Consider the following 23,998-nt stretch of genomic DNA (forward strand, 5'->3'; position numbering starts at 1 on the left):
TTTACGATTTGTAGGTCATATTACTTATCGGGTTTTTAGGTTTAAAGTTTTATTTTAGAAAAAATAAAACCGGCCTGATCTTCAGGCCGGTTGTGTGATGCTATTCAAGGTTTGCGTGGTGAGTGAACATAGTTTCAGAATCGAGTCCTTTTTTCTCCATGAGTTTTAAAATCACTGCATCATAGAAGAGCAGCAAAGTTTGTTCAAATAATGATCCCATTGGCTGAATGGTTTTATAGCTTCCGTTTGACTGGTCTTTAGGAGAACCAGGCATTCTGATGATGAGGTCCGCTTGTTTTCCGATGCTTGATTCCGGATTGATGGTTAAAGCGGCAACAATTCCGTGTAAGCTTTTTGCTTTTGCTGCGGTATGAATCAAGCTTTTTGTCTCGCCTGATCCTGAGCCGATAATAACTAGATCTCCTTCGCGGAGCGGCGGAGTGAGAATCTCACCGACAATATGGGCGTTGAAGCCCATGTGCATCAATCTCATTGCGAAGGATTTTGCCATCAGGCCAGACCGCCCCGCACCCGCGGTGAAAATTTGGTGGGATGAAAGAATGTGATCGGCAAGCTGGTCAGCTTCTTTATCAGAAATATAAGCCGCTGAACGGTGTAACTCATTGAGAATTTCTGTTACGTATTCAGTCGTTTTCATCTGATTTATCCTTGGGCAATAAGCTGCTTCATTTTTGAAGCTGTTTCTGCCTTATCAGCTGCGCTTGTAATTCCGCCCCCAACAATGACAAGGTCAGGCTTTTGCTGGATCACTTCTGGCAGTGTATCAAGTTTGATGCCGCCCGCGATTGCGGTTTTTGCGTTTTTTACGGTATTTTTGATTGTCGTTAATTCTTCGAAAGAGTTTTTACCCTCTGCTTGAAGATCATAGCCAGTGTGGACGCAGATGTAGTCAACACCGAGTGCGTCAATTTCTTTCGCACGGGATTCGATATCTTTCACGTTAATCATGTCCACTAAGATTTTCTTCTTTTGTTTTTTGGCTTCTTCTACTGCGCCTTTAATCGTTGCATCGTCTGTAGCCCCTAAAACGGTGATGATGTCAGCGCCTGCTTCCGACGCTTTCATAATTTCGTAGCCTCCGGCATCCATGATTTTCAGGTCTGCAAGAACCTTCAATTGAGGAAATGCTTCTTTTATTTCTTTAACGGCTCTTAGGCCTTCATTAATGACGACCGGTGTTCCGATTTCAACTACGTCGATATATTGTTCCACCTCTTTGACGAGCTCAATGGCTTCCGGGATGTTGACGAGGTCTAATGCAAGCTGTAATTCCATTGTTAATCCACTCCCTTTTTCGAATTATTTTTCATTCTATAGGTTCTCTCATTTGATGAGAAGTAGGCACTTTAAAGTCAACAAGTTACTTGGAGGATACTGTGAGGAGAGGCAATCAGATTTCTTTCGCTTAATTTTATGAGTGAGTATAATGAAAAAAGAGTCTGCAAAAAAGTAAGTAAGTGATGATACGTATCTAACATACAAAAAGGTTACTAAGGGGGGATTCTATTGAGCCGGATGGACGACAAAAGGTTTAATTGTGAGAAGGAATTAACGCTTGCAGTGATTGGCGGTAAATGGAAAATGCTCATTTTGTGGCATTTAGGAAAAGAAGGCACAAAACGGTTCAATGAATTAAAAACATTGATTCCTGATATTACGCAGAAGATCCTCGTGAATCAGCTGAGAGAGCTTGAGCAGGATATGATTGTTCACAGGGAAGTGTATCCGGTTGTCCCGCCGAAGGTTGAATATTCTCTGACCCCGCACGGAGAAAGCCTCATGCCTATTCTTGAAGCCATGTATGAGTGGGGGAAAGGCTATATGGAATTGATTGATATCGACAAAAATATCATGAAAGAATCGTTGTAAGACGCTCTTCGCAAGGGTGTCTTTTTTTTGCCTTTTTTTCGGTTTTTGCGCGGTACACATAGTCATGTAAAGATTGTAAATTGCAGTCAGCAATAAAAAAAGATTGAACGCAGGAGTTTGGTTTAAAAATTTTTATTTTTCTGTAAATAATGTTTAGTGGAAATGATTGCGGCATCCCGCAAAAATATCCCTGTAAATAATCTGGAATCTTTCGGCATCCCGCATGAAACTTTTCACCCATTTTTCGGTGATAAAAACATTTTTTTCATTTAAAGTGAACGGTAGTAAGATAAAAAATATTGAAAACAATGAATAAATAGCCAAAATTGTTTCCTATTAGGATAGGGGATCTTGCGGTCTTTATCCGCTTATGTTAAACGCCGCAATGCTGACTGACGGCTGCCCGTTTTAATAGCGGCAATCTGTTTTTTTGTTTGGAAGCATTGCTTTTTAAGTGTAGTACTTTGGGCTATTTCGGCTGTTAGTTCATAAGCATTAAAAGCTGATATGGATAAGAAAGAGAAAATGCGTTGCACATGTTCACTGCTTATAAAGATTAGGGGAGGTATGACAATATGGAAATAACTTTTTACCCTTTAACGGATGCACAAAAACGAATTTGGTACACAGAAAAATTTTATCCTCACACGAGCATTTCAAATCTTGCGGGGATTGGTAAGCTGGTTTCAGCTGATGCGATTGATTATGTGCTTGTTGAGCAGGCGATTCAAGAGTTTATTCGCAGAAATGACGCCATGCGCCTTCGGTTGCGGCTAGATGAAAACGGGGAGCCTGTTCAATATATTAGCGAGTATCGGCCTGTTGATATAAAACATACTGACACTACTGAAGATCCGAATGCGATAGAGTTTATTTCACAATGGAGCCGGGAGGAAACGAAGAAACCGTTGCCGTTGTACGATTGTGATTTGTTCCGTTTTTCCTTGTTCACCATAAAGGAAAATGAAGTGTGGTTTTACGCAAATGTTCATCACGTGATTTCTGATGGTATCTCCATGAATATTCTCGGAAATGCGATCATGCACATTTATTTAGAATTAGCCAGCGGCTCAGAGACAAAAGAAGGAATCTCGCATTCATTTATCGATCATGTTTTATCTGAACAGGACTATGCTCAATCGAAGCGGTTTGAAAAGGACAAGGCGTTTTGGAACAAACAATTTGAATCGGTGCCTGAACTTGTTTCCTTGAAACGGAATGCTTCCGCAGGAGGAAGTTTAGATGCTGAGAGGTTCTCTAAAGATGTGCCTGAAGCGCTTCATCAGCAGATTCTGTCGTTTTGTGAGGCGAATAAAGTCAGTGTTCTTTCGGTATTTCAATCGTTGCTCGCCGCCTATTTATACAGGGTCAGCGGCCAGAATGATGTTGTGACGGGAACCTTTATGGGCAACCGGACAAATGCGAAAGAGAAGCAGATGCTTGGCATGTTTGTTTCTACGGTTCCGCTTCGGACAAACATTGACGGCGGGCAGGCGTTTTTAGAATTTGTCAAAGACCGGATGAAGGATCTCATGAAGACGCTTCGCCACCAAAAGTACCCGTATAATCTCCTGATCAACGATTTGCGTGAAACAAAGAGCTCTCTGACCAAGCTGTTTACTGTTTCTCTTGAATATCAGGTGATGCAGTGGCAAAAAGAAGAGGACCTTGCCTTTTTGACTGAGCCGATTTTCAGCGGCAGCGGATTAAATGATGTCTCGATCCATGTAAAGGATCGATGGGATACTGGGAAACTCACCATAGATTTTGATTACCGCACTGATTTATTTTCACGTGAAGAAATCAACATTATTTGTGAGCGCATGATTACAATGCTGGAGGACGCGTTAACGCATCCAGAACATACAATTGATGAATTAACGATGATTTCTGATGCGGAGAAAGAGAAGCTGCTTGCGAGGGCCGGCGGTAAATCTGTGAGCTACCGTAAGGACATGACGATCCCGGAACTGTTCCAAGAAAAGGCTGAGCAGCTTTCAGATCATCCAGCGGTTGTATTTGAAGATCGCACATTGTCCTATCGAACGTTACATGAGCAATCTGCACGCATCGCCAATGTGCTGAAACAGAAAGGGGTTGGCCCGGACAGTCCTGTCGCGGTTTTGATTGAACGTTCTGAACGGATGATTACAGCTATCATGGGGATTTTACAAGCCGGCGGAGCCTATGTGCCGATTGATCCGGGTTTTCCTGCTGAGCGCATTCAATATATTTTGGAGGACTGCGGGGCGGACTTCATCCTGACTGAATCGAAGGTTGCGGCGCCTGAAGCCGATGCTGAGCTGATTGACTTAGATCAAGCGATTGCGGAAGGTGCAGAAGAAAGCCTGAATGCAGATGTGAACGCACGGAACCTTGCCTACATTATTTACACATCGGGAACAACCGGACGCCCGAAAGGCGTTATGATCGAGCATCGCCAGGTTCATCATTTGGTTGAATCTCTGCAGCAGACGATTTATCAAAGCGGCAGCCAAACCCTGCGGATGGCATTGCTTGCGCCGTTCCACTTCGATGCGTCAGTGAAGCAGATCTTCGCGTCGCTTCTTTTGGGACAAACCCTTTATATCGTACCGAAGAAAACGGTGACGAACGGGGCCGCCCTTGCTTCATATTATCGGAGAAACAGCATTGAGGCGACGGATGGAACACCGGCTCATTTGCAAATGCTGGTAGCAGCGGGCGATTTTGAAGGCCTAAAACTGAAACACATGCTGATCGGAGGAGAAGGCCTGTCATCTGTTGTTGCGGACAAGCTGCTGAAGCTGTTTAAAGAAGCCGGCACAGCGCCGCGTTTGACCAATGTGTACGGGCCGACTGAAACGTGCGTTGACGCGTCTGTTCATCCGGTTATCCCTGAGAGTGCAGTTCAATCAGCGTATGTGCCGATCGGGAAAGCACTGGGGAACAATCGCTTATATATTTTGGATCAAAAAGGCCGGCTGCAGCCTGAAGGCGTGGCGGGCGAGCTTTATATCGCGGGAGACGGTGTGGGCCGAGGCTATTTGCATTTGCCTGAATTAACGGAAGAGAAGTTTTTACAAGATCCATTCGTGCCGGGCGATCACATGTACCGGACCGGGGATGTGGTGCGCTGGCTTCCAGATGGAACAGTCGAATATTTAGGCAGAGAGGACGACCAGGTCAAAGTCCGCGGATACCGGATTGAGCTTGGGGAAATTGAAGCCGTGATTCAGCAGGCGCCAGACGTTGCAAAAGCCGTTGTTTTGGCACGCCCTGACGAACAGGGAAATCTTGAGGTTTGCGCATATGTTGTGCAGAAGCCTGGAAGCGAATTTGCGCCAGCCGGCTTGAGGGAGCATGCGGCCAGACAGCTTCCTGACTATATGGTGCCGGCTTACTTTACAGAAGTGACAGAAATTCCGCTTACGCCAAGCGGCAAAGTCGACCGCCGCAAGCTGTTTGCACTAGAGGTGAAGGCTGTCAGCGGCACTGCCTATACAGCGCCGCGAAATGAGACTGAAAAAGCAATCGCAGCCATTTGGCAGGACGTGCTGAACGTTGAGAAGGCGGGGATCTTTGACAATTTCTTTGAAATCGGCGGGCATTCATTGAAAGCCATGACCCTTTTAACAAAGATTCATAAGCAAACAGGCGTCGAGATTCCGCTTCAATATTTGTTTGAGCATCCGACGATTGCGGCTCTTGCAGAGGAAGCTGATCACAGAGAAAGCCGGGCATTTTCGGTGATTGAACCTGCTGAAAAACAGGAACATTATCCGCTTTCTCTGGCACAGCAGCGAACATATATCGTCAGCCAGTTCGAGGATGCGGGAGTCGGCTACAACATGCCGGCAGCAGCAATTCTAGAAGGGCCTTTAGATATTCAAAAGCTGGAGCGCGCATTTCAGGGGTTAATCCGACGCCACGAGTCGTTGAGAACATCATTTGTTCTTGAAAACAGCACGCCGAGACAGAAAATTCACGATAGCGTTGATTTCAACATCGAAATGATTGAAAGAGGCGGCCGCTCAGATGAGGCAATTATGGCTTCATTCGTTCGGAAATTTGATTTGGCGAAAGCGCCGCTGTTCAGAATCGGTTTGCTGGAGCTTGAAGAGAACCGTCATATGCTGCTGTTTGACATGCACCATTTGATTTCTGACGGTGTATCCATTGGCATTATGCTGGAGGAGTTAGCACGCATTTATAAAGGCGAACAGCTTCCTGAGCTTCGTCTTCAGTATAAGGACTACGCTGTATGGCAAAGCAGACAGGCTGCTGAAGGATACAAGAAGGACCAGGCTTATTGGAAGGAAGTCTTTGCAGGCGAGCTCCCGGTGCTTCAGCTTCTGTCCGATTACCCAAGACCGCCTGTTCAGAGCTTTGAAGGGGATCGGGTGTCAATCAAGCTGGATGCGGGGATAAAGGATCGCCTCAATCGTTTGGCTGAACAAAACGGCGCCACTTTGTATATGGTGATGCTGTCCGCTTACTATACGCTTTTGTCAAAGTATGCGGGACAGGATGACATCATTGTCGGGACGCCGTCAGCCGGCAGAAATCACTCCGATACAGAGGGCATTATCGGGATGTTCGTCAATACGCTTGCGATTCGCAGTGAGGTGAAGCAGGATGAGACGTTTACCCAATTGATCTCGCGTGTTCGTAAACAGGTGCTGGATGCCTTTTCTCATCAGGACTATCCGTTTGAGTGGCTTGTTGAAGACTTGAATATCCCGCGTGATGTAAGCAGGCATCCGCTGTTTGACACGATGTTCAGCCTCCAAAACGCGACAGAGGGCATTCCGGCTGTCGGCGATCTGTCCTTGTCTGTTCATGAGACCAATTTCAAGATTGCCAAATTTGATTTGACGGTGCAGGCGAGAGAAACCGATGAAGGCATTGAGCTTGATTTGGACTACAGCACGAAGCTGTTTAAACAAAGCACGGCAGACAGGCTGCTTACGCATTTTGCGCGTTTGCTTGAAGATGCTGCGGCTGATCCGGAGAAGCGGATTTCCGAGTATAAGCTTCTTTCTGAAGAGGAGGCTGCTTCGCAAATTCAGCAGTTTAACCCGGGCAGAACACCTTATCCGAAAGACAAAACAATTGTTCAGCTGTTTGAGGAGCAAGCGGCGAAAACACCAGACCATCCGGCACTTCAATATGAAGGTGAAACACTCACTTATCGTGAGCTGAATGAACGGGCCAATCGTTTAGCCCGCGGCATTCTTTCTCTTGGAGCTGGCGAAGGCAGAACTGCGGCTGTCTTATGCGAGCGGTCAATGGATATGATTGTGTCGATCTTGGCAGTATTAAAATCAGGTTCGGCTTATGTTCCGATTGATCCGGAACATCCGATTCAGCGGATGCAGCATTTCTTCCGTGACAGCGGAGCAAAGGTGCTTCTCACTCAGAGGAAATTAAAGGCTTTGGCGGAAGAAGCGGAATTTAAGGGCGTTATCGTGCTAGCCGATGAGGAAGAAAGCTATCATGCCGATGCGCGCAATCTCGCACTGCCTCTTGATTCTGAAGCAATGGCAAACCTGACGTATACTTCTGGAACGACTGGAACACCTAAGGGGAATATCGTGACACATGCCAATATTCTCCGCACGGTGAAGGAAACGAATTATCTCAGCATTACAGAACAGGATACGATTCTCGGTCTTTCCAATTACGTGTTTGACGCGTTTATGTTCGATATGTTCGGCTCTTTGTTAAACGGAGCCAAGCTGGTGCTGATACCGAAGGAAACCGTTTTGGACATGGCTCGCCTGTCCCGCGTCATTGAACGGGAGAACATCAGCATTCTCATGATTACAACCGCTTTGTTCCACTTGCTTGTGGACTTGAATCCGGCGTGCTTGTCAACGCTTCGCAAGATTATGTTTGGCGGGGAACGGGCTTCGGTTGAGCATGTCAGAAAAGCTTTGCAAACGGTTGGAAAGGGCAAGCTCCTTCACATGTATGGGCCGTCTGAAAGCACGGTTTTCGCGACGTATCATCCGGTTGATGAATTGGAGGAGCACACGCTGTCTGTTCCGATTGGAAAACCGGTTAGCAATACGGAAGTATACATTCTTGACCGCACGGGACACGTGCAGCCTGCCGGGATTGCCGGAGAGCTTTGCGTCAGCGGCGAAGGACTCGTGAAAGGCTATTACAACCGTCCAGAACTGACTGAGGAGAAATTTGTTCCCCATCCGTTTACATCTGGCGAACGCATGTATAAAACGGGAGACCTTGCGAGATGGCTGCCGAATGGCGACATCGAATTTATCGGGCGAATCGACCATCAGGTGAAGATTCGCGGACAGCGCATCGAGCTTGGAGAAATCGAACATCAGCTGCAAACCCATGATCGTGTTCAGGAAAGTGTTGTGCTTGCCGTTGATCAAGGAGCGGGAGATAAACTGCTTTGCGCTTACTATGTCGGAGCGGGAGACATCTCATCACAAGAGATGAGAGAGCATGCTGCGAAGGACTTGCCGGCATATATGGTTCCTGCGGTGTTTATCCAAATGGACGAGCTGCCGCTGACAGGGAACGGAAAAATTGACCGAAGAGCGCTGCCGATTCCTGATGCCAACGTTTCAAGAGGTGTTTCATATGTTGCGCCACGCAATGAAACGGAACAAAAAGTCGCAGACATTTGGGCACAGGTGCTTCAGGCTGAACAAGTCGGCGTTTATGACCACTTCTTTGACGTTGGCGGACATTCATTAGCAGGCATGAAGATGCTTGCCTTGGTTCATCAGGAACTGGGCGTTGAGCTGTCACTCAAGGATCTCTTCCAGTCACCAACGGTTGAGGGCTTGGCACAGGTGATTGCCTCTGCTGAAAAAGGGACAGCCGCCAGTATCAGCCCAGCAGAGAAACAAGATACGTATCCTGTTTCTTCACCGCAAAAACGGATGTACGTGCTTCAGCAGCTTGAGGATGCGCAAACGAGCTATAACATGCCTGCGGTTCTGCGCCTGACAGGTGAGCTTGATATTGAAAGGCTTAACAGCGTCATGCAGCAGTTAATGCAGCGTCATGAAGCCTTGAGAACCACGTTTGAAATAAAAGATGGAGAAACGGTGCAGCGGATCTGGGAAGAGGCTGAGTGTGAGATAGCCTATTTCGAAGCCCCGGAAGAAGAGACAGAGCGGATCGTTTCTGAGTTTATTAAGCCTTTCAAAATCGACCAACTTCCACTGTTCAGAATAGGACTGATCAAGCATTCAGACACTGAGCATGTGCTGCTGTTCGATATGCATCACATTATTTCTGACGGTGCGTCTGTCGGTGTGCTGATTGAGGAGCTTTCAAAGCTGTACGACGGAGAAACCCTTGAGCCGCTCCGTATTCAATATAAGGATTATGCCGTGTGGCAGCAGCAGTTCATTCAGTCTGAGCTTTACAAGAAGCAAGAGGAGCATTGGCTGAAGGAGCTGGACGGAGAGCTGCCGGTGTTGACGCTTCCGACTGATTACAGTCGGCCTGCCGTTCAAACATTTGAGGGAGACCGCATTGCATTTTCATTAGAAGCAGGCAAAGCTGATGCTCTGCGCAGGCTTGCAAAAGAAACGGATTCCACGCTTTACATGGTGCTTCTGGCTTCATACAGTGCGTTTTTATCAAAACTTAGCGGGCAAGACGATATCATCGTCGGTTCACCTGTGGCCGGACGATCTCAAGCGGACGTCAGCCGTGTCATCGGAATGTTCGTCAATACACTGGCGCTCCGCACGTATCCGAAGGGTGAAAAGACGTTTGCTGACTATCTTAACGAAGTGAAAGAAACGGCACTAAGCGCTTTTGATGCGCAGGATTATCCGCTTGAGGACTTGATCGGAAATGTTCAGGTTCAGCGTGACACAAGCAGAAATCCGTTATTTGATGCAGTTTTTTCAATGCAAAATGCGAACATAAAGGATTTAACAATGAAAGGGATTCAGCTTGAGCCGCATCCGTTTGAACGGAAAACAGCCAAGTTTGACCTCACGCTGACGGCTGACGAAACCGACGGAGGGCTTACATTCGTACTCGAATACAATACAGCTCTGTTTAAGCAGGAAACGATTGAACGATGGAAGCAATATTGGATGCAGCTTTTGGATGCTGTTACTGGGAACCCGAACCAGCCGCTTTCCAGCCTGTCATTTGTCACTGAAACAGAAAAACAAGCGCTTCTTAAGGCATGGAAGGGCAAATCGCTGCCTGTGCCGACAGACAAAACGGTTCATCAGCTATTCGAAGAGACTGTCCAGCGCCACAAAGACCGCCCGGCTGTCACATACAACGGCCAGTCTTGGACGTACGGCGAGCTGAATGCGAAGGCAAACCGTCTCGCGCGGATTCTGATGGACTGCGGCATCAGCCCGGATGACCGCGTCGGCATTCTCACGAAGCCGTCGCTTGAAATGTCCGCCGCGGTGCTCGGTGTCTTAAAGGCGGGAGCGGCGTTTGTGCCGATTGATCCTGACTACCCGGATCAGCGGATTGAATATATTTTACAGGACAGCGGCGCGAAGCTTCTCTTGAAACAGGAAGGCATTTCAGTGCCGGACAGCTATACGGGAGATGTCATTCTTCTCGACGGAAGCCGCACGATTCTAAGCCTGCCGCTTGATGAAAACGACGAGGAAAATCCAGAGACGGCTGTAACCGCGGAGAACTTGGCGTACATGATTTACACGTCTGGAACGACCGGACAGCCGAAGGGTGTCATGGTCGAGCATCATGCGCTTGTGAACCTGTGCTTCTGGCACCACGACGCGTTCAGCATGACAGCGGAGGACCGCAGTGCGAAGTACGCAGGCTTTGGGTTCGACGCTTCCATTTGGGAGATGTTCCCGACCTGGACGATCGGTGCTGAACTTCACGTCATTGATGAAGCGATCCGCCTCGATATCGTCCGCCTGAACGATTATTTTGAAACGAACGGCATAACGATCACGTTCCTGCCGACACAGCTTGCGGAACAGTTCATGGAGCTAGAGAACACATCGCTACGCGTATTGCTCACAGGCGGAGACAAGCTGAAGCGCGCAGTGAAAAAGCCGTACACACTCGTCAATAACTACGGGCCGACAGAGAATACGGTCGTTGCCACAAGCGCAGAAATCCATCCGGAGGAAGGCTCGCTTTCCATCGGACGGGCCATTGCCAATACGAGAGTATACATTCTCGGCGAGGGCAATCAGGTGCAGCCGGAAGGCGTAGCCGGAGAGCTTTGCGTGGCGGGGCGCGGACTGGCACGCGGCTATCTGAATCGAGAAGACGAAACCGCGAAGCGGTTTGTCGCTGATCCGTTTGTGCCGGGTGAGCGCATGTACCGCACCGGCGATTTGGTGAAATGGACGGGCGGAGGCATCGAGTACATCGGCCGGATCGACCAGCAGGTCAAGGTCCGCGGCTACCGGATCGAGCTCTCAGAAATCGAAGTCCAGCTCGCCCAGCTTTCTGAGGTGCAGGATGCGGCGGTGACAGCTGTCAAAGATAAAGGCGGCAACACAGCGATCGCGGCGTATGTCACACCGGAAACAGCTGACATAGAAGCACTGAAATCAGCACTGAAGGAAACCCTGCCGGATTACATGATCCCGGCGTTCTGGGTGACGCTGAACGAGCTTCCGGTTACGGCAAACGGCAAAGTGGACCGCAAAGCCTTGCCTGAGCCGGACATCGAAGCGGGAAGCGGAGAATACAAAGCGCCGACGACCGACATGGAAGAGCTGCTTGCCGGCATCTGGCAGGACGTGCTTGGAATGTCTGAAGTCGGTGTCACCGACAATTTCTTCTCGCTTGGCGGAGATTCCATCAAAGGAATTCAAATGGCGAGCCGCTTGAACCAGCACGGCTGGAAGCTGGAAATGAAAGATCTCTTCCAGCATCCGACGATCGAAGAGCTTACCCAATATGTAGAGCGTGCCGAAGGCAAACAGGCAGACCAAGGCCCGGTGGAGGGCGAAGTCATCCTGACGCCGATCCAGCGCTGGTTCTTTGAAAAGAACTTCACGAACAAGCACCACTGGAACCAATCGGTGATGCTTCACGCCAAGAAGGGCTTTGATCCTGAACGGGTGGAGAAAACATTGCAGGCGCTGATCGAGCATCATGACGCGCTCCGTATGATCTACCGTGAGGGACAGGAAGACGTCATTCAATACAACAGAGATCTTGAAGCTGCTTCAGCTCAATTGGAGGTCATCCAGATTGAGGGCCAAGCTGCAGATTACGAAGACCGTATAGAGAGAGAAGCGGAGCGTTTGCAAAGCAGCATCGACTTGCAGGAAGGCGGCTTGTTAAAAGCAGGCTTGTTCCAAGCGGAAGACGGAGACCACTTGCTTCTTGCCATTCATCACTTAGTGGTTGACGGCGTGTCGTGGCGGATTCTACTGGAGGATTTCGCCGCAGTATATACACAGCTTGAGCAAGGCAATGAACCGGTTCTCCCGCAGAAAACACATTCATTTGCAGAGTATGCAGAGAGATTGCAAGACTACGCGAACTCCAAAGCCTTTTTGAAAGAAAAAGAGTATTGGAGACAGCTTGAAGAACAAGCAGTCGCGGCAAAGCTTCCGAAAGACCGCGAATCTGGTGATCAGCGAATGAAACATACAAAGACAATTGAATTCTCGCTGACTGCTGAAGAGACAGAACAGCTCACCACAAAGGTGCATGAGGCATATCACACAGAAATGAATGATATTTTGCTGACGGCATTCGGATTGGCAATGAAGGAGTGGACGGGTCAAGATCGAGTAAGTGTTCATTTAGAGGGGCATGGACGTGAAGAAATCATAGAAGACCTGACCATTTCCCGCACAGTCGGCTGGTTTACAAGTATGTACCCAATGGTGCTCGATATGAAGCATGCGGATGATCTGGGCTACCAGCTGAAGCAAATGAAAGAAGATATCAGACATGTGCCGAATAAGGGAGTCGGATACGGCATTCTGCGCTATCTGACGGCACCGGAACATAAAGAAGATGTGGCGTTCTCGATTCAGCCGGATGTCAGCTTCAACTATTTAGGTCAGTTTGACGAAATGTCGGATGCAGGTTTGTTTACGAGATCAGAGCTGCCATCAGGACAGTCATTAAGCCCTGAAACAGAAAAACCGAATGCGCTGGATGTTGTTGGATATATCGAAAACGGAAAACTGACGATGTCACTGGCCTATCATTCTCTTGAATTTCATGAAAAAACAGTACAAACATTCAGTGACAGCTTTAAAGCGCATCTTCTCAGAATCATTGAACATTGCCTATCTCAAGACGGTACGGAACTGACCCCGAGTGATCTTGGTGACGACGATTTGACGCTGGATGAGCTGGATAAATTAATGGAAATTTTCTAATAGAGGTGGCATATGAGCAAAAAATCGATTCAAAAGGTGTACGCACTGACACCAATGCAGGAGGGAATGCTGTATCATGCGATGCTTGATCCGCATTCTTCCTCGTACTTCACACAATTAGAGCTTGGGATTCACGGCGCTTTTGATCTTGAAATCTTTGAGAAAAGCGTCAATGAACTGATTCGGTCATACGATATTCTCCGTACGGTATTTGTGCATCAGCAGCTGCAAAAACCGCGTCAGGTCGTGTTAGCGGAACGCAAAACAAAGGTGCATTATGAGGATATCAGTCATGCAGACGAGAACCGCCAGAAAGAGCAAATTGAGCGTTACAAACAAGACGTTCAGCGCCAAGGCTTTAACCTGGCAAAAGACATATTGTTCAAGGTGGCGGTTTTCCGCCTTGCTGCAGATCAGCTGTATCTTGTCTGGAGCAATCATCATATTATGATGGACGGCTGGAGCATGGGCGTCCTCATGAAAAGCCTGTTCCAAAACTATGAAGCGCTCAGAGCAGGAAGGACACCTGCAAACGGTCAAGGCAAGCCTTACTCCGACTACATCAAATGGCTTGGAAAACAGGACACTGAAGAAGCGGAGAGCTACTGGTGCGAGCGCTTGGCGGGTTTTGAACAGCCAAGCGTGCTCCCGGGCCGCCTGCCTGTAAAAAAAGACGAATACGTCAATAAAGAATATTCCTTTACATGGGACGAAACATTGGTTGCCCGTATTCAGCAAACCGCAAATCTCCATCAAGTGACAGGGCCTAACCTATTTCAGGCCGTTTGGGGCATTGTTCTCAGCAAATACAACTTTACGGATGATGTTGTCTTCGGAACGGTCGTCTCAGGAAGGCCGTCTGAAATCAACGGAATTGAAACGATGGCGGGGCTGTTTATCAACACCATTCCGGTGCGGGTGAAAGTTGAACGAGATGCTGCATTCGCTGATATTTTCACAGCTGTTCAGCAGCATGCAGTAGAGGCGGAGCGTTACGATTACGTGCCGCTCTATGAGATTCAAAAACGCTCAGCCCTTGATGGCAATCTCTTAAACCATCTGGTCGCGTTTGAAAATTATCCGCTTGATCAAGAGCTTGAAAACGGCAGCATGGAAGACCGCCTCGGGTTTTCGATCAAAGTAGAAAGCGCATTTGAACAAACGAGCTTCGATTTCAACCTGATTGTGTATCCGGGCAAAACGTGGACCGTCAAAATTAAATATAACGGAGCCGCCTTTGATTCCGCTTTTATCGAACGGATAGCGGAGCACCTTACCCGCATGATGGAAGCAGCTGTCGATCAGCCGGCCGCTTTTGTGCGTGAGTACGGGCTTGTGGGAGACGGAGAGCAGCGGCAAATTGTCGAGGTGTTTAACAGCACGAAAGCCGAACTCCCTGAAGGAAGGGCTGTTCACCAAGTATTTGAAGAGCAAGCGAAACGGACGCCGGCGAGCACTGCCGTCGTATATGAAGGAACCGAGCTGACATACCGCGAGCTGAATGCAGCGGCTAACCGTCTTGCGGGAAAGCTTGTCGAACAAGGGCTTCAAAAAGGGGAAACAGCAGCGATTATGAACGACCGCTCAGTAGAAACCGTTGTCGGCATGCTGGCTGTGTTAAAAGCAGGCGCCGCATATGTGCCGCTTGATCCAGCGCTTCCTGGGGATCGTCTTCGTTTCATGGCAGAGGACAGCTCTGTTCGAATGGTTTTGACCGGAAATTCTTATACAGGGCAGGCACATCAGCTGCAGGTGCCGGTTCTTACACTGGACATAGGCTTTGAAGAGAGTGAAGCGGCTGACAATCTCAACCTGCCATCCGCCCCGTCTGATTTGGCGTACATCATGTACACATCCGGTTCAACGGGCAAACCGAAAGGCGTCATGATCGAACATAAAAGCATTCTGCGCCTCGTCAAAAATGCCGGGTACGTTCCTGTTACTGAAGAGGACCGCATGGCGCAAACGGGAGCTGTCAGCTTTGATGCCGGAACGTTTGAGGTATTCGGCGCACTGCTAAATGGCGCAGCGCTTTATCCGGTCAAAAAAGAGACGCTGCTTGATGCGAAACAATTTGCTGCATTTCTGCGTGAGCAAAGAATCTCGACGATGTGGCTGACGTCACCTTTATTCAACCAGCTTGCCGCAAAGGATGCTGGTATGTTCGGCACACTGCGCCATTTAATCATCGGCGGAGACGCACTTGTCCCGCATATAGTCAGCAAAGTAAAACAGGCATCGCCGTCACTTTCATTGTGGAACGGATACGGCCCGACAGAAAACACGACGTTTTCAACCAGTTTTCTGATCGACCGTGAGTATGGCGGCTCTATCCCAATCGGGAAGCCGATCGGAAATTCCACTGCCTACATCCTGGATGAGCAGCAATGTCTGCAGCCAATCGGCGCGCCTGGTGAGCTTTGCGTAGGCGGAATCGGTGTAGCGCGAGGATATGTGAATCTCCCTGAGCTGACGGAGAAGCAATTTCTCGAAGACCCGTTCAGACCGGGTGAGAGAATTTATCGCACTGGTGACTTGGCAAGATGGCTGCCGGACGGCAATATCGAATTTTTAGGCAGAATCGACAACCAAGTGAAGGTGCGCGGCTTCCGAATTGAGCTTGGCGAAATTGAAACAAAACTGAACATGGCTGAGCATGTGACAGAAGCTGCGGTGATCATCCGCAAGAACAAAGCGGATGAAAATGAAATTTGCGCGTACTTTACGGCGGATCGTGAAGTGGCTGTGAGTGAGCTGAGAAAAACACTGTCTCAGTCTTTGCCTGACTATATGGTCCCTGCCCACCTGATTCAAATGGAAAGTCTGCCGCTCACGCCAAACGGGAAAATCAACAAAAAGGAACTGCCTGCACCGCAATCAGAAGCCGTGCAGCCGGAATACGCAGCACCAGAAACAGAGAGTGAAAAGAAATTAGCGGAGATCTGGGAAGGAATACTCGGCGTCAGAGCAGGCGTTACCGATAACTTCTTTATGATCGGCGGTCATTCTTTGAAAGCGATGATGATGACGGCGAAAATTCAAGAGCATTTTCATAAGGAAGTTCCGATAAAAGTGCTTTTTGAAAAGCCGACTATTCAAGAACTGGCACTGTATTTGGAAGAGAACGAGAGCAAGGAGGAGCAGACGTTTGAACCGATCAGGCAAGCACCTTATCAGCAGCATTATCCTGTATCCCCGGCCCAGCGGAGAATGTATATCCTCAATCAGCTTGGACAAGCAAACACAAGCTACAACGTCCCCGCTGTACTTCTGCTGGAGGGAGAAGTAGATAAAGACCGGCTTGAAAACGCGATTCAGCAATTAATCAATCGGCACGAAATCCTCCGTACATCGTTTGACATGATCGACGGAGAGGTTGTACAAACCGTTCATAAAAACATATCGTTCCAGCTGGAGGCTGCCAAGGGACGGGAAGAAGACGCGGAAGAGATCATCAAAGCATTTGTTCAGCCGTTTGAATTAAACCGCGCGCCGCTCGTCCGTTCGAAGCTCGTCCAGCTGGAAGAAAAACGCCACCTGCTGCTCATTGATATGCATCATATTATTACTGACGGCAGTTCAACAGGCATTCTAATCGGTGATCTTGCCAAAATATATCAAGGCGCAGATCTGGAACTGCCACAAATTCACTATAAAGATTATGCAGTTTGGCACAAAGAACAAACTGATAATCAAAAAGATGAGGAATACTGGCTCGATGTCTTTAAAGGCGAATTGCCAATACTGGATCTTCCCGCGGATTTCGAGCGGCCTGCTGAACGGAGCTTTGCGGGAGAGCGCGTGATGTTTGGGCTTGATAAGCAAATCACGGCTCAAATCAAATCGCTCATGGCAGAAACAGATACGACAATGTACATGTTTTTGCTGGCGGCGTTCAATGTACTCCTTTCCAAGTACGCGTCACAGGATGATATCATTGTCGGCTCGCCGACAGCTGGCAGAACACATCCTGATCTGCAAGGTGTGCCGGGTATGTTTGTCAACACGGTGGCACTCAGAACGGCACCAGCGGGAGATAAAACCTTCGCGCAATTTCTTGAAGAGGTCAAAACAGCCAGCCTTCAAGCATTTGAGCACCAGAGCTATCCGCTTGAGGAGCTGATTGAAAAGCTTCCGCTTACAAGGGATACAAGCAGAAGTCCGCTGTTCAGCGTGATGTTCAACATGCAGAATATGGAGATTCCTTCATTAAGATTAGGAGATTTGAAGATTTCCTCGTATTCCATGCTTCATCATGTTGCGAAATTTGATCTATCCTTGGAAGCGGTCGAGCGTAAAGAGGATATCGGCCTAAGCTTTGACTATGCGACTGCCTTGTTTAAGGACGAGACGATCCGCCGCTGGAGCCGCCACTTTGTCAATATCATCAAAGCGGCCGCGGCTAATCCGAACGTTCGGCTGTCTGATGTAGATCTGCTTTCATCTGCAGAAACGGCTGCTTTGCTAGAAGAAAGACATATGACTCAAATTACCGAGGCAACCTTTGCAGCTCTTTTTGAAAAACAGGCCCAGCAAACACCTGACCATCCTGCGGTGAAGGCTGGCGGAAATCTGCTGACCTATCGTGAGCTTGATGAACAGGCGAACCAGCTGGCGCATCATCTTCGTGCCCAAGGGGCAGGAAATGAAGACATTGTCGCGATTGTTATGGACCGGTCAGCTGAGGTTATGGTATCGATTCTCGGTGTCATGAAGGCGGGGGCAGCTTTCCTTCCGATTGATCCTGATACACCTGAAGAACGAATCCGTTATTCATTAGAGGACAGCGGAGCAAAATTTGCGGTCGTGAATGAAAGAAACATGACGGCTATTGGGCAATATGAAGGGACAATCGTCAGCCTTGATGACGGTAAATGGAGAAATGAAAGCAAGGAGCGCCCATCATCCATTTCCGGGTCTCGCAATCTTGCATACGTCATTTATACGTCCGGCACGACCGGAAAGCCGAAGGGCGTGCAGATTGAGCATCGCAATCTGACAAACTATGTCTCTTGGTTTAGTGAAGAGGCGAGCCTGAAGGAAAATGATAAGACTGTATTGCTTTCATCTTACGCATTTGACCTTGGCTATACGAGCATGTTCCCCGTACTTCTGGGCGGGGGCGAGCTCCATATCGTACAGAAGGAAACCTATACGGCGCCGGATGAAATAGCGCACTATATCAAGGAGCATGGGATCACTTATATCAAGCTGACACCGTCTCTGTTCCATACAATAGTGAACACCGCCAGTTTTGCAAAAGATGCGAACTTTGAATCCTTGCGCTTGATCGTCTTGGGAGGAGAAAAAATCATCCCGACTGATGTTCTCGCCTTCCGTAAGATGTATGGACATACCGAATTTATCAATCACTACGGCCCGACAGAAGCAACGATCGGCGCCATCGCCGGGCGGGTTGATCTGTCTGAGCCGGATGCATTTGCGAAACGCCCGACAATCGGACGGCCGATTGCGAATGCCGGCGCGCTTGTCTTAAATGAAGCATTGAAGCTTGTGCCGCCGGGAGCGAGCGGACAGCTCTATATCACGGGACAGGGGCTTGCGAGAGGGTATCTCAACAGGCCTCAGCTGACAGCCGAGAGATTTGTAGAAAATCCATATTCGTCGGGAAGCCTCATGTACAAAACCGGAGATGTCGTACGGAGACTTTCTGACGGTACGCTTGCATTTATCGGCCGGGCTGATGATCAGGTGAAAATCCGCGGCTACCGCATTGAGCCGAAAGAAATTGAAACGGTCATGCTCAGCCTCAGCGGAATTCAAGAAGCGATTGTACTAGCGGTTTCCGAGGGCGGTCTTCAAGAGCTTTGCGCGTATTATACGTCGGAACAAGCTATTGAAAAAGCAGAACTCCGGAAGCAGCTTTCCCTAACACTGCCGTCTCATATGATTCCTGCTTTCTTTGTGCAGGTTGACGCGATTCCGCTGACGGCAAACGGAAAAACCGACAGAAACGCTTTGCCGAAGCCGAACGCGGCACAATCCGGAGGCAAGGCCTTGGCCGCACCGGAGACAGCGCTTGAAGAAAGCTTATGCCGCATTTGGCAGAAAACGCTTGGCATAGAAGCCATCGGCATTGACGACAATTTTTTCGATTTAGGCGGCCATTCATTAAAAGGGATGATGCTGATTGCCAACATTCAGGCGGAATTGGAGAAAAGCGTACCGCTTAAAGCACTGTTCGAGCAGCCGACTGTTCGCCAGCTGGCGGCTTATATGGAGGCGTCTGCCGTTTCAGGCGGCCATCAAGTCCTCAAACCGGCTGACAAGCAGGATATGTATCCATTGTCATCCGCACAGAAACGGATGTACGTGCTCAATCAGCTTGACCGCCAGACGATAAGCTACAACATGCCATCTGTTCTTCTAATGGAAGGCGAGCTTGATATTTCGCGCCTGCGCGACTCACTCAATCAGCTTGTGAATCGTCACGAATCATTGCGGACGTCATTTATGGAAGCTAATGGTGAGCCTGTTCAGCGCATCATTGAGAAGGCGGAGGTTGATCTTCATCTGTTTGAAGCCAAAGAAGACGAAGCGGACCAAAAGATTAAGGAATTTATCCGGCCATTCGACTTAAACGACGCACCGCTCATTCGCGCAGCTTTGCTTCGAATAGAAGCGAAAAAACATTTGCTGCTTTTAGATATGCATCATATCATCGCAGACGGCGTCTCAAGAGGCATTTTTGTAAAAGAATTGGCGCTGCTTTACAAAGGAGAGCAGCTTCCGGAGCCGGCGCTTCATTATAAAGATTTCGCCGTTTGGCAAAATGAAGCTGAGCAAAAAGAACGAATGAAGGAGCATGAGGCGTACTGGCTGTCGGTTCTTTCAGGAGAGCTGCCAGAGCTTGATCTCCCGCTCGATTACGCCCGTCCGCCTGTGCAAAGCTTTAAAGGAGATACGATCCGTTTCCGTACGGAAAGTGAGACGGCAAAGGCGGTAGAAAAACTGCTTACGGAAACCGGAACGACCTTGCACATGGTGCTCCATGCTGTTTTCCACGTCTTTTTAAGCAAAATTTCCGGACAGCGGGATATCGTCATCGGCTCCGTTACTGCCGGCCGGACGAATGCTGATATTCAGGACATGCCGGGAATGTTCGTCAATACACTTGCCCTGAGAATGGAAGCGAAAGAACAGCAAACATTTGCGGAGCTTTTGGAGCAAGCAAAGCAGACGAACCTGTCAGCGCTTGAGCATCAGGAGTATCCGTTTGAAGATCTGGTTAATCAGCTTGATCTCCCTCGGGATATGAGCCGAAACCCATTGTTTAATGTGATGGTGACGACAGAAAACCCTGATAAAGAACAGCTTACATTGCAAAATCTGAGCATTTCACCTTATGAGGCTCATCAGGGAACTTCTAAGTTTGATCTGACACTGGGCGGATTTACCGATGAAAATGGCATTGGCTTGCAGCTCGAATATGCGACAGATCTGTTCGCAAAAGAAACAGCTGAAAAATGGAGCGAATACGTTCTGCGGCTACTAAAGGCTGTTGCGGATAACCCGAACCAGCCGCTTTCCAGCCTGTCACTGGTCACCGAGACAGAAAAGCAAGCGCTTCTTAAGGCATGGAAGGGCAAATCGCTGCCTGTTCCAACAGACAAAACGGTTCATCAGCTATTCGAAGAGACTGTCCAGCGCCACAAAGACCGCCCGGCTGTCACATACAACGGCCAGTCTTGGACGTACAGCGAGCTGAATGCGAAGGCAAATCGTCTTGCGCGGATTCTGATGGACTGCGGTATCAGCCCGGATGACCGCGTCGGCATTCTCACGAAGCCGTCGCTTGAAATGTCCGCCGCGGTGCTCGGTGTCTTAAAGGCGGGAGCGGCGTTTGTGCCGATTGATCCTGACTACCCGGATCAGCGGATTGAATATATTTTACAGGACAGCGGCGCGAAGCTTCTCTTGAAGCAAGAGGGGATTTCAGTGCCGGACAGCTATACGGGAGATGTCATTCTTCTCGACGGAAGCCGCACGATTCTAAGCCTGCCGCTTGATGAAAACGACGAGGGAAATCCAGAGACGGCTGTAACCGCGGAGAACTTGGCGTACATGATTTACACGTCTGGAACGACCGGACAGCCGAAGGGTGTCATGGTCGAGCACCATGCGCTTGTGAACCTGTGCTTCTGGCACCACGACGCGTTCAGCATGACAGCGGAGGACCGCAGTGCGAAGTACGCGGGCTTTGGGTTCGACGCTTCCATTTGGGAGATGTTCCCGACCTGGACGATCGGTGCTGAACTTCACGTCATTGATGAAGCGATCCGCCTCGATATCGTCCGCCTGAACGATTACTTCGAAACGAACGGCATAACGATCACGTTCCTGCCGACACAGCTTGCGGAACAGTTCATGGAGCTTGAGAACACATCACTTCGCGTCCTCTTGACTGGAGGAGACAAGCTGAAGCGCGCAGTGAAAAAGCCGTACACACTCGTCAATAACTACGGGCCGACAGAGAATACGGTCGTTGCCACAAGCGCAGAAATCCATCCGGAGGAAGGCTCGCTTTCCATCGGAAGGGCCATTGCCAATACGAGAGTATACATTCTCGGCGAGGGCAATCAGGTGCAGCCGGAAGGCGTAGCCGGAGAGCTTTGCGTGGCGGGACGCGGACTGGCACGCGGCTACCTGAATCGAGAAGACGAAACCGCGAAGCGGTTTGTCGCTGATCCGTTTGTGCCGGGTGAGCGCATGTACCGCACCGGCGATTTGGTGAAATGGACGGGCGGCGGTATCGAATACATCGGCCGGATCGACCAGCAGGTCAAGGTCCGCGGCTACCGGATCGAGCTCTCAGAAATCGAAGTCCAGCTCGCCCAGCTTTCTGAGGTGCAGGATGCGGCAGTGACGGCTGTCAAAGATAAAGGCGGCAATACAGCGATCGCGGCGTATGTCACCCCGGAAACAGCTGATATAGAAGCGCTGAAATCAGCACTGAAGGAAACCCTGCCGGATTACATGATCCCGGCGTTCTGGGTGACACTGAGCGAGCTTCCGGTTACGGCAAACGGCAAAGTGGACCGCAAAGCCTTGCCTGAGCCAGACATCGAAGCGGGAAGCGGAGAATACAAAGCGCCAACGACCGACATGGAAGAGCTGCTTGCCGGCATCTGGCAGGACGTGCTTGGAATGTCTGAAGTCGGTGTCACCGACAATTTCTTCTCGCTTGGCGGAGATTCCATCAAAGGAATTCAAATGGCGAGCCGCTTGAACCAGCACGGCTGGAAGCTGGAAATGAAAGATCTCTTCCAGCATCCGACGATCGAAGAGCTTACCCAATATGTAGAGCGTGCCGAAGGCAAACAGGCAGACCAAGGCCCGGTAGAGGGCGAAGTCATCCTGACGCCGATCCAGCGCTGGTTCTTTGAAAAGAACTTCACGAACAAGCACCACTGGAACCAATCGGTGATGCTTCACGCCAAGAAGGGCTTTGATCCTGAACGGGTGGAGAAAACATTGCAGGCGCTGATCGAGCATCATGACGCGCTCCGCATGGTCTATCGTGAGGAAAACGGGGACATTGTTCAGGCGTATAAACCGATCGGTGAGAGCAAGGTCAGCTTTGAAATCGTGGATCTGTACGGCTCCGATGAAGAGATGCTGAGAAGCCAGATTAAGATTCTCGCGAACAAGCTGCAAAGCAGTCTCGATCTGCGAACCGGGCCGCTTTTAAAGGCGGAGCAATATCGCACAGAAGCTGGGGATCACCTGCTCATTGCTGTACACCATCTCGTGGTCGACGGTGTGTCATGGCGGATTTTGCTTGAAGACTTTGCTTCAGGCTACATGCAGGCTGAGAAAGAAGAGAGCCTTGTCTTCCCGCAAAAAACAAACTCCTTCAAGGACTGGGCGGAAGAACTGGCGGCATTCAGCCAATCAGCACATCTTTTACAGCAGGCTGAATACTGGTCGCAAATTGCCGCTGAACAGGTTTCTCCTTTACCGAAGGATTGTGAAACAGAGCAGCGGATCGTCAAGGATACATCATCCGTCCTATGTGAATTAACGGAAGAAGACACTAAGCATCTTTTAACAGATGTTCATCAGCCATATGGAACTGAAATCAACGATATTCTTCTCAGCGCGCTCGGTTTGACAATGAAAGAATGGACAAAGGGTGCCAAAATTGGCATTAACCTTGAGGGACACGGCCGGGAGGACATCATCCAGAATGTGAATATCTCCAGAACGATCGGCTGGTTTACGGCACAATACCCTGTTGTGCTCGACATGTCTGAAGCAGATGCCTCAGCTGTGATCAAAACAGTCAAAGAAAACCTGCGCCGCATTCCGGACAAAGGTGTTGGCTACGGCATTCTTCGTTATTTCACAGAAACAGCGGAAACAAAGGGCTTCACACCGGAGATCAGCTTCAACTATTTGGGCCAATTTGACAGCGAAGTCAAAACCGATTTCTTTGAACCGTCCGCTTTCGATATGGGGCGCCAAGTAAGCGGAGAATCAGAAGCGCTGTACGCATTAAGCTTCAGTGGCATGATCAGAAACGGCCGGTTTGTGCTTTCCTGCTCCTACAATGAGAAGGAGTTTGAAAGAGCTACAGTCGAGGAGCAAATGGAACGGTTTAAAGAAAACCTCCTGATGCTAATCCGCCATTGCACGGAAAAAGAAGACAAGGAATTCACACCAAGCGACTTTAGCGCCGAAGACCTTGAAATGGACGAGATGGGAGATATCTTTGACATGCTTGAGGAGAATTTAAAATGAAACGC

Annotated in this window: 5 protein-coding genes and 2 pseudogenes; 5 read left to right on the top strand and 2 right to left on the bottom strand. The window is 49.1% G+C overall.

Annotation, left to right across the window (positions count from 1 at the left end; translation table 11 throughout):
* Positions 1–100: 100 nt before the first annotated feature.
* Positions 101–658 carry a 6-phospho-3-hexuloisomerase gene (gene hxlB / locus MHH79_RS01970; protein ID WP_063336039.1) on the bottom strand — a complete coding sequence of 186 codons (558 nt, stop codon included), beginning with the start codon at positions 656–658 and terminating at the stop codon, positions 101–103.
* Between the two features lie 5 nt (positions 659–663).
* A complete protein-coding gene (gene hxlA, locus MHH79_RS01975; RefSeq protein ID WP_063336040.1) occupies positions 664–1,296 on the bottom strand; it encodes a 3-hexulose-6-phosphate synthase in 633 nt (210 codons plus the stop codon).
* Between the two features lie 231 nt (positions 1,297–1,527).
* Between hxlA and hxlR the strand changes: the two genes are divergently transcribed.
* The 5 genes and pseudogenes from hxlR to srfAB (MHH79_RS02000) form a co-directional block, all read left to right on the top strand.
* Positions 1,528–1,890: a transcriptional activator HxlR gene (hxlR, locus tag MHH79_RS01980; RefSeq protein WP_015482783.1), complete on the top strand. Its 363-nt coding sequence runs from the start codon at positions 1,528–1,530 to the stop codon at positions 1,888–1,890.
* A 575-nt stretch (positions 1,891–2,465) separates the two neighbouring features.
* Positions 2,466–13,229, top strand: a complete 10,764-nt coding sequence (srfAA, locus tag MHH79_RS01985; protein ID WP_340034957.1) for a surfactin non-ribosomal peptide synthetase SrfAA — start codon at positions 2,466–2,468, stop codon at positions 13,227–13,229.
* Between the two features lie 12 nt (positions 13,230–13,241).
* Positions 13,242–16,334, top strand: a pseudogene (gene srfAB, locus MHH79_RS01990) (surfactin non-ribosomal peptide synthetase SrfAB); the annotation flags it as partial.
* A gap of 43 nt (positions 16,335–16,377) precedes the next feature.
* Positions 16,378–16,518 carry a competence protein ComS gene (comS, locus tag MHH79_RS01995; protein WP_010886404.1) on the top strand — a complete coding sequence of 47 codons (141 nt, stop codon included), beginning with the start codon at positions 16,378–16,380 and terminating at the stop codon, positions 16,516–16,518.
* Positions 16,464–23,993: pseudogene (gene srfAB / locus MHH79_RS02000) on the top strand (surfactin non-ribosomal peptide synthetase SrfAB); the annotation flags it as partial. The gene comS and the pseudogene srfAB (MHH79_RS02000), both read left to right, overlap by 55 nt.
* Positions 23,994–23,998 lie beyond the last annotated feature (5 nt).

The organism is Bacillus sp. FSL K6-0993, assembly GCF_037977205.1.
In the GTDB taxonomy this organism is placed as follows: domain Bacteria; phylum Bacillota; class Bacilli; order Bacillales; family Bacillaceae; genus Bacillus; species Bacillus subtilis.

Coding starts and splice junctions, on each gene's coding strand:
- hxlB (WP_063336039.1), bottom strand. CDS start 658: ATGAAAACGACTGAATACGTAACAGAAATTCTCAATGAGTTACACCGT.
- hxlA (WP_063336040.1), bottom strand. CDS start 1,296: ATGGAATTACAGCTTGCATTAGACCTCGTCAACATCCCGGAAGCCATT.
- srfAA (WP_340034957.1), top strand. CDS start 2,466: ATGGAAATAACTTTTTACCCTTTAACGGATGCACAAAAACGAATTTGG.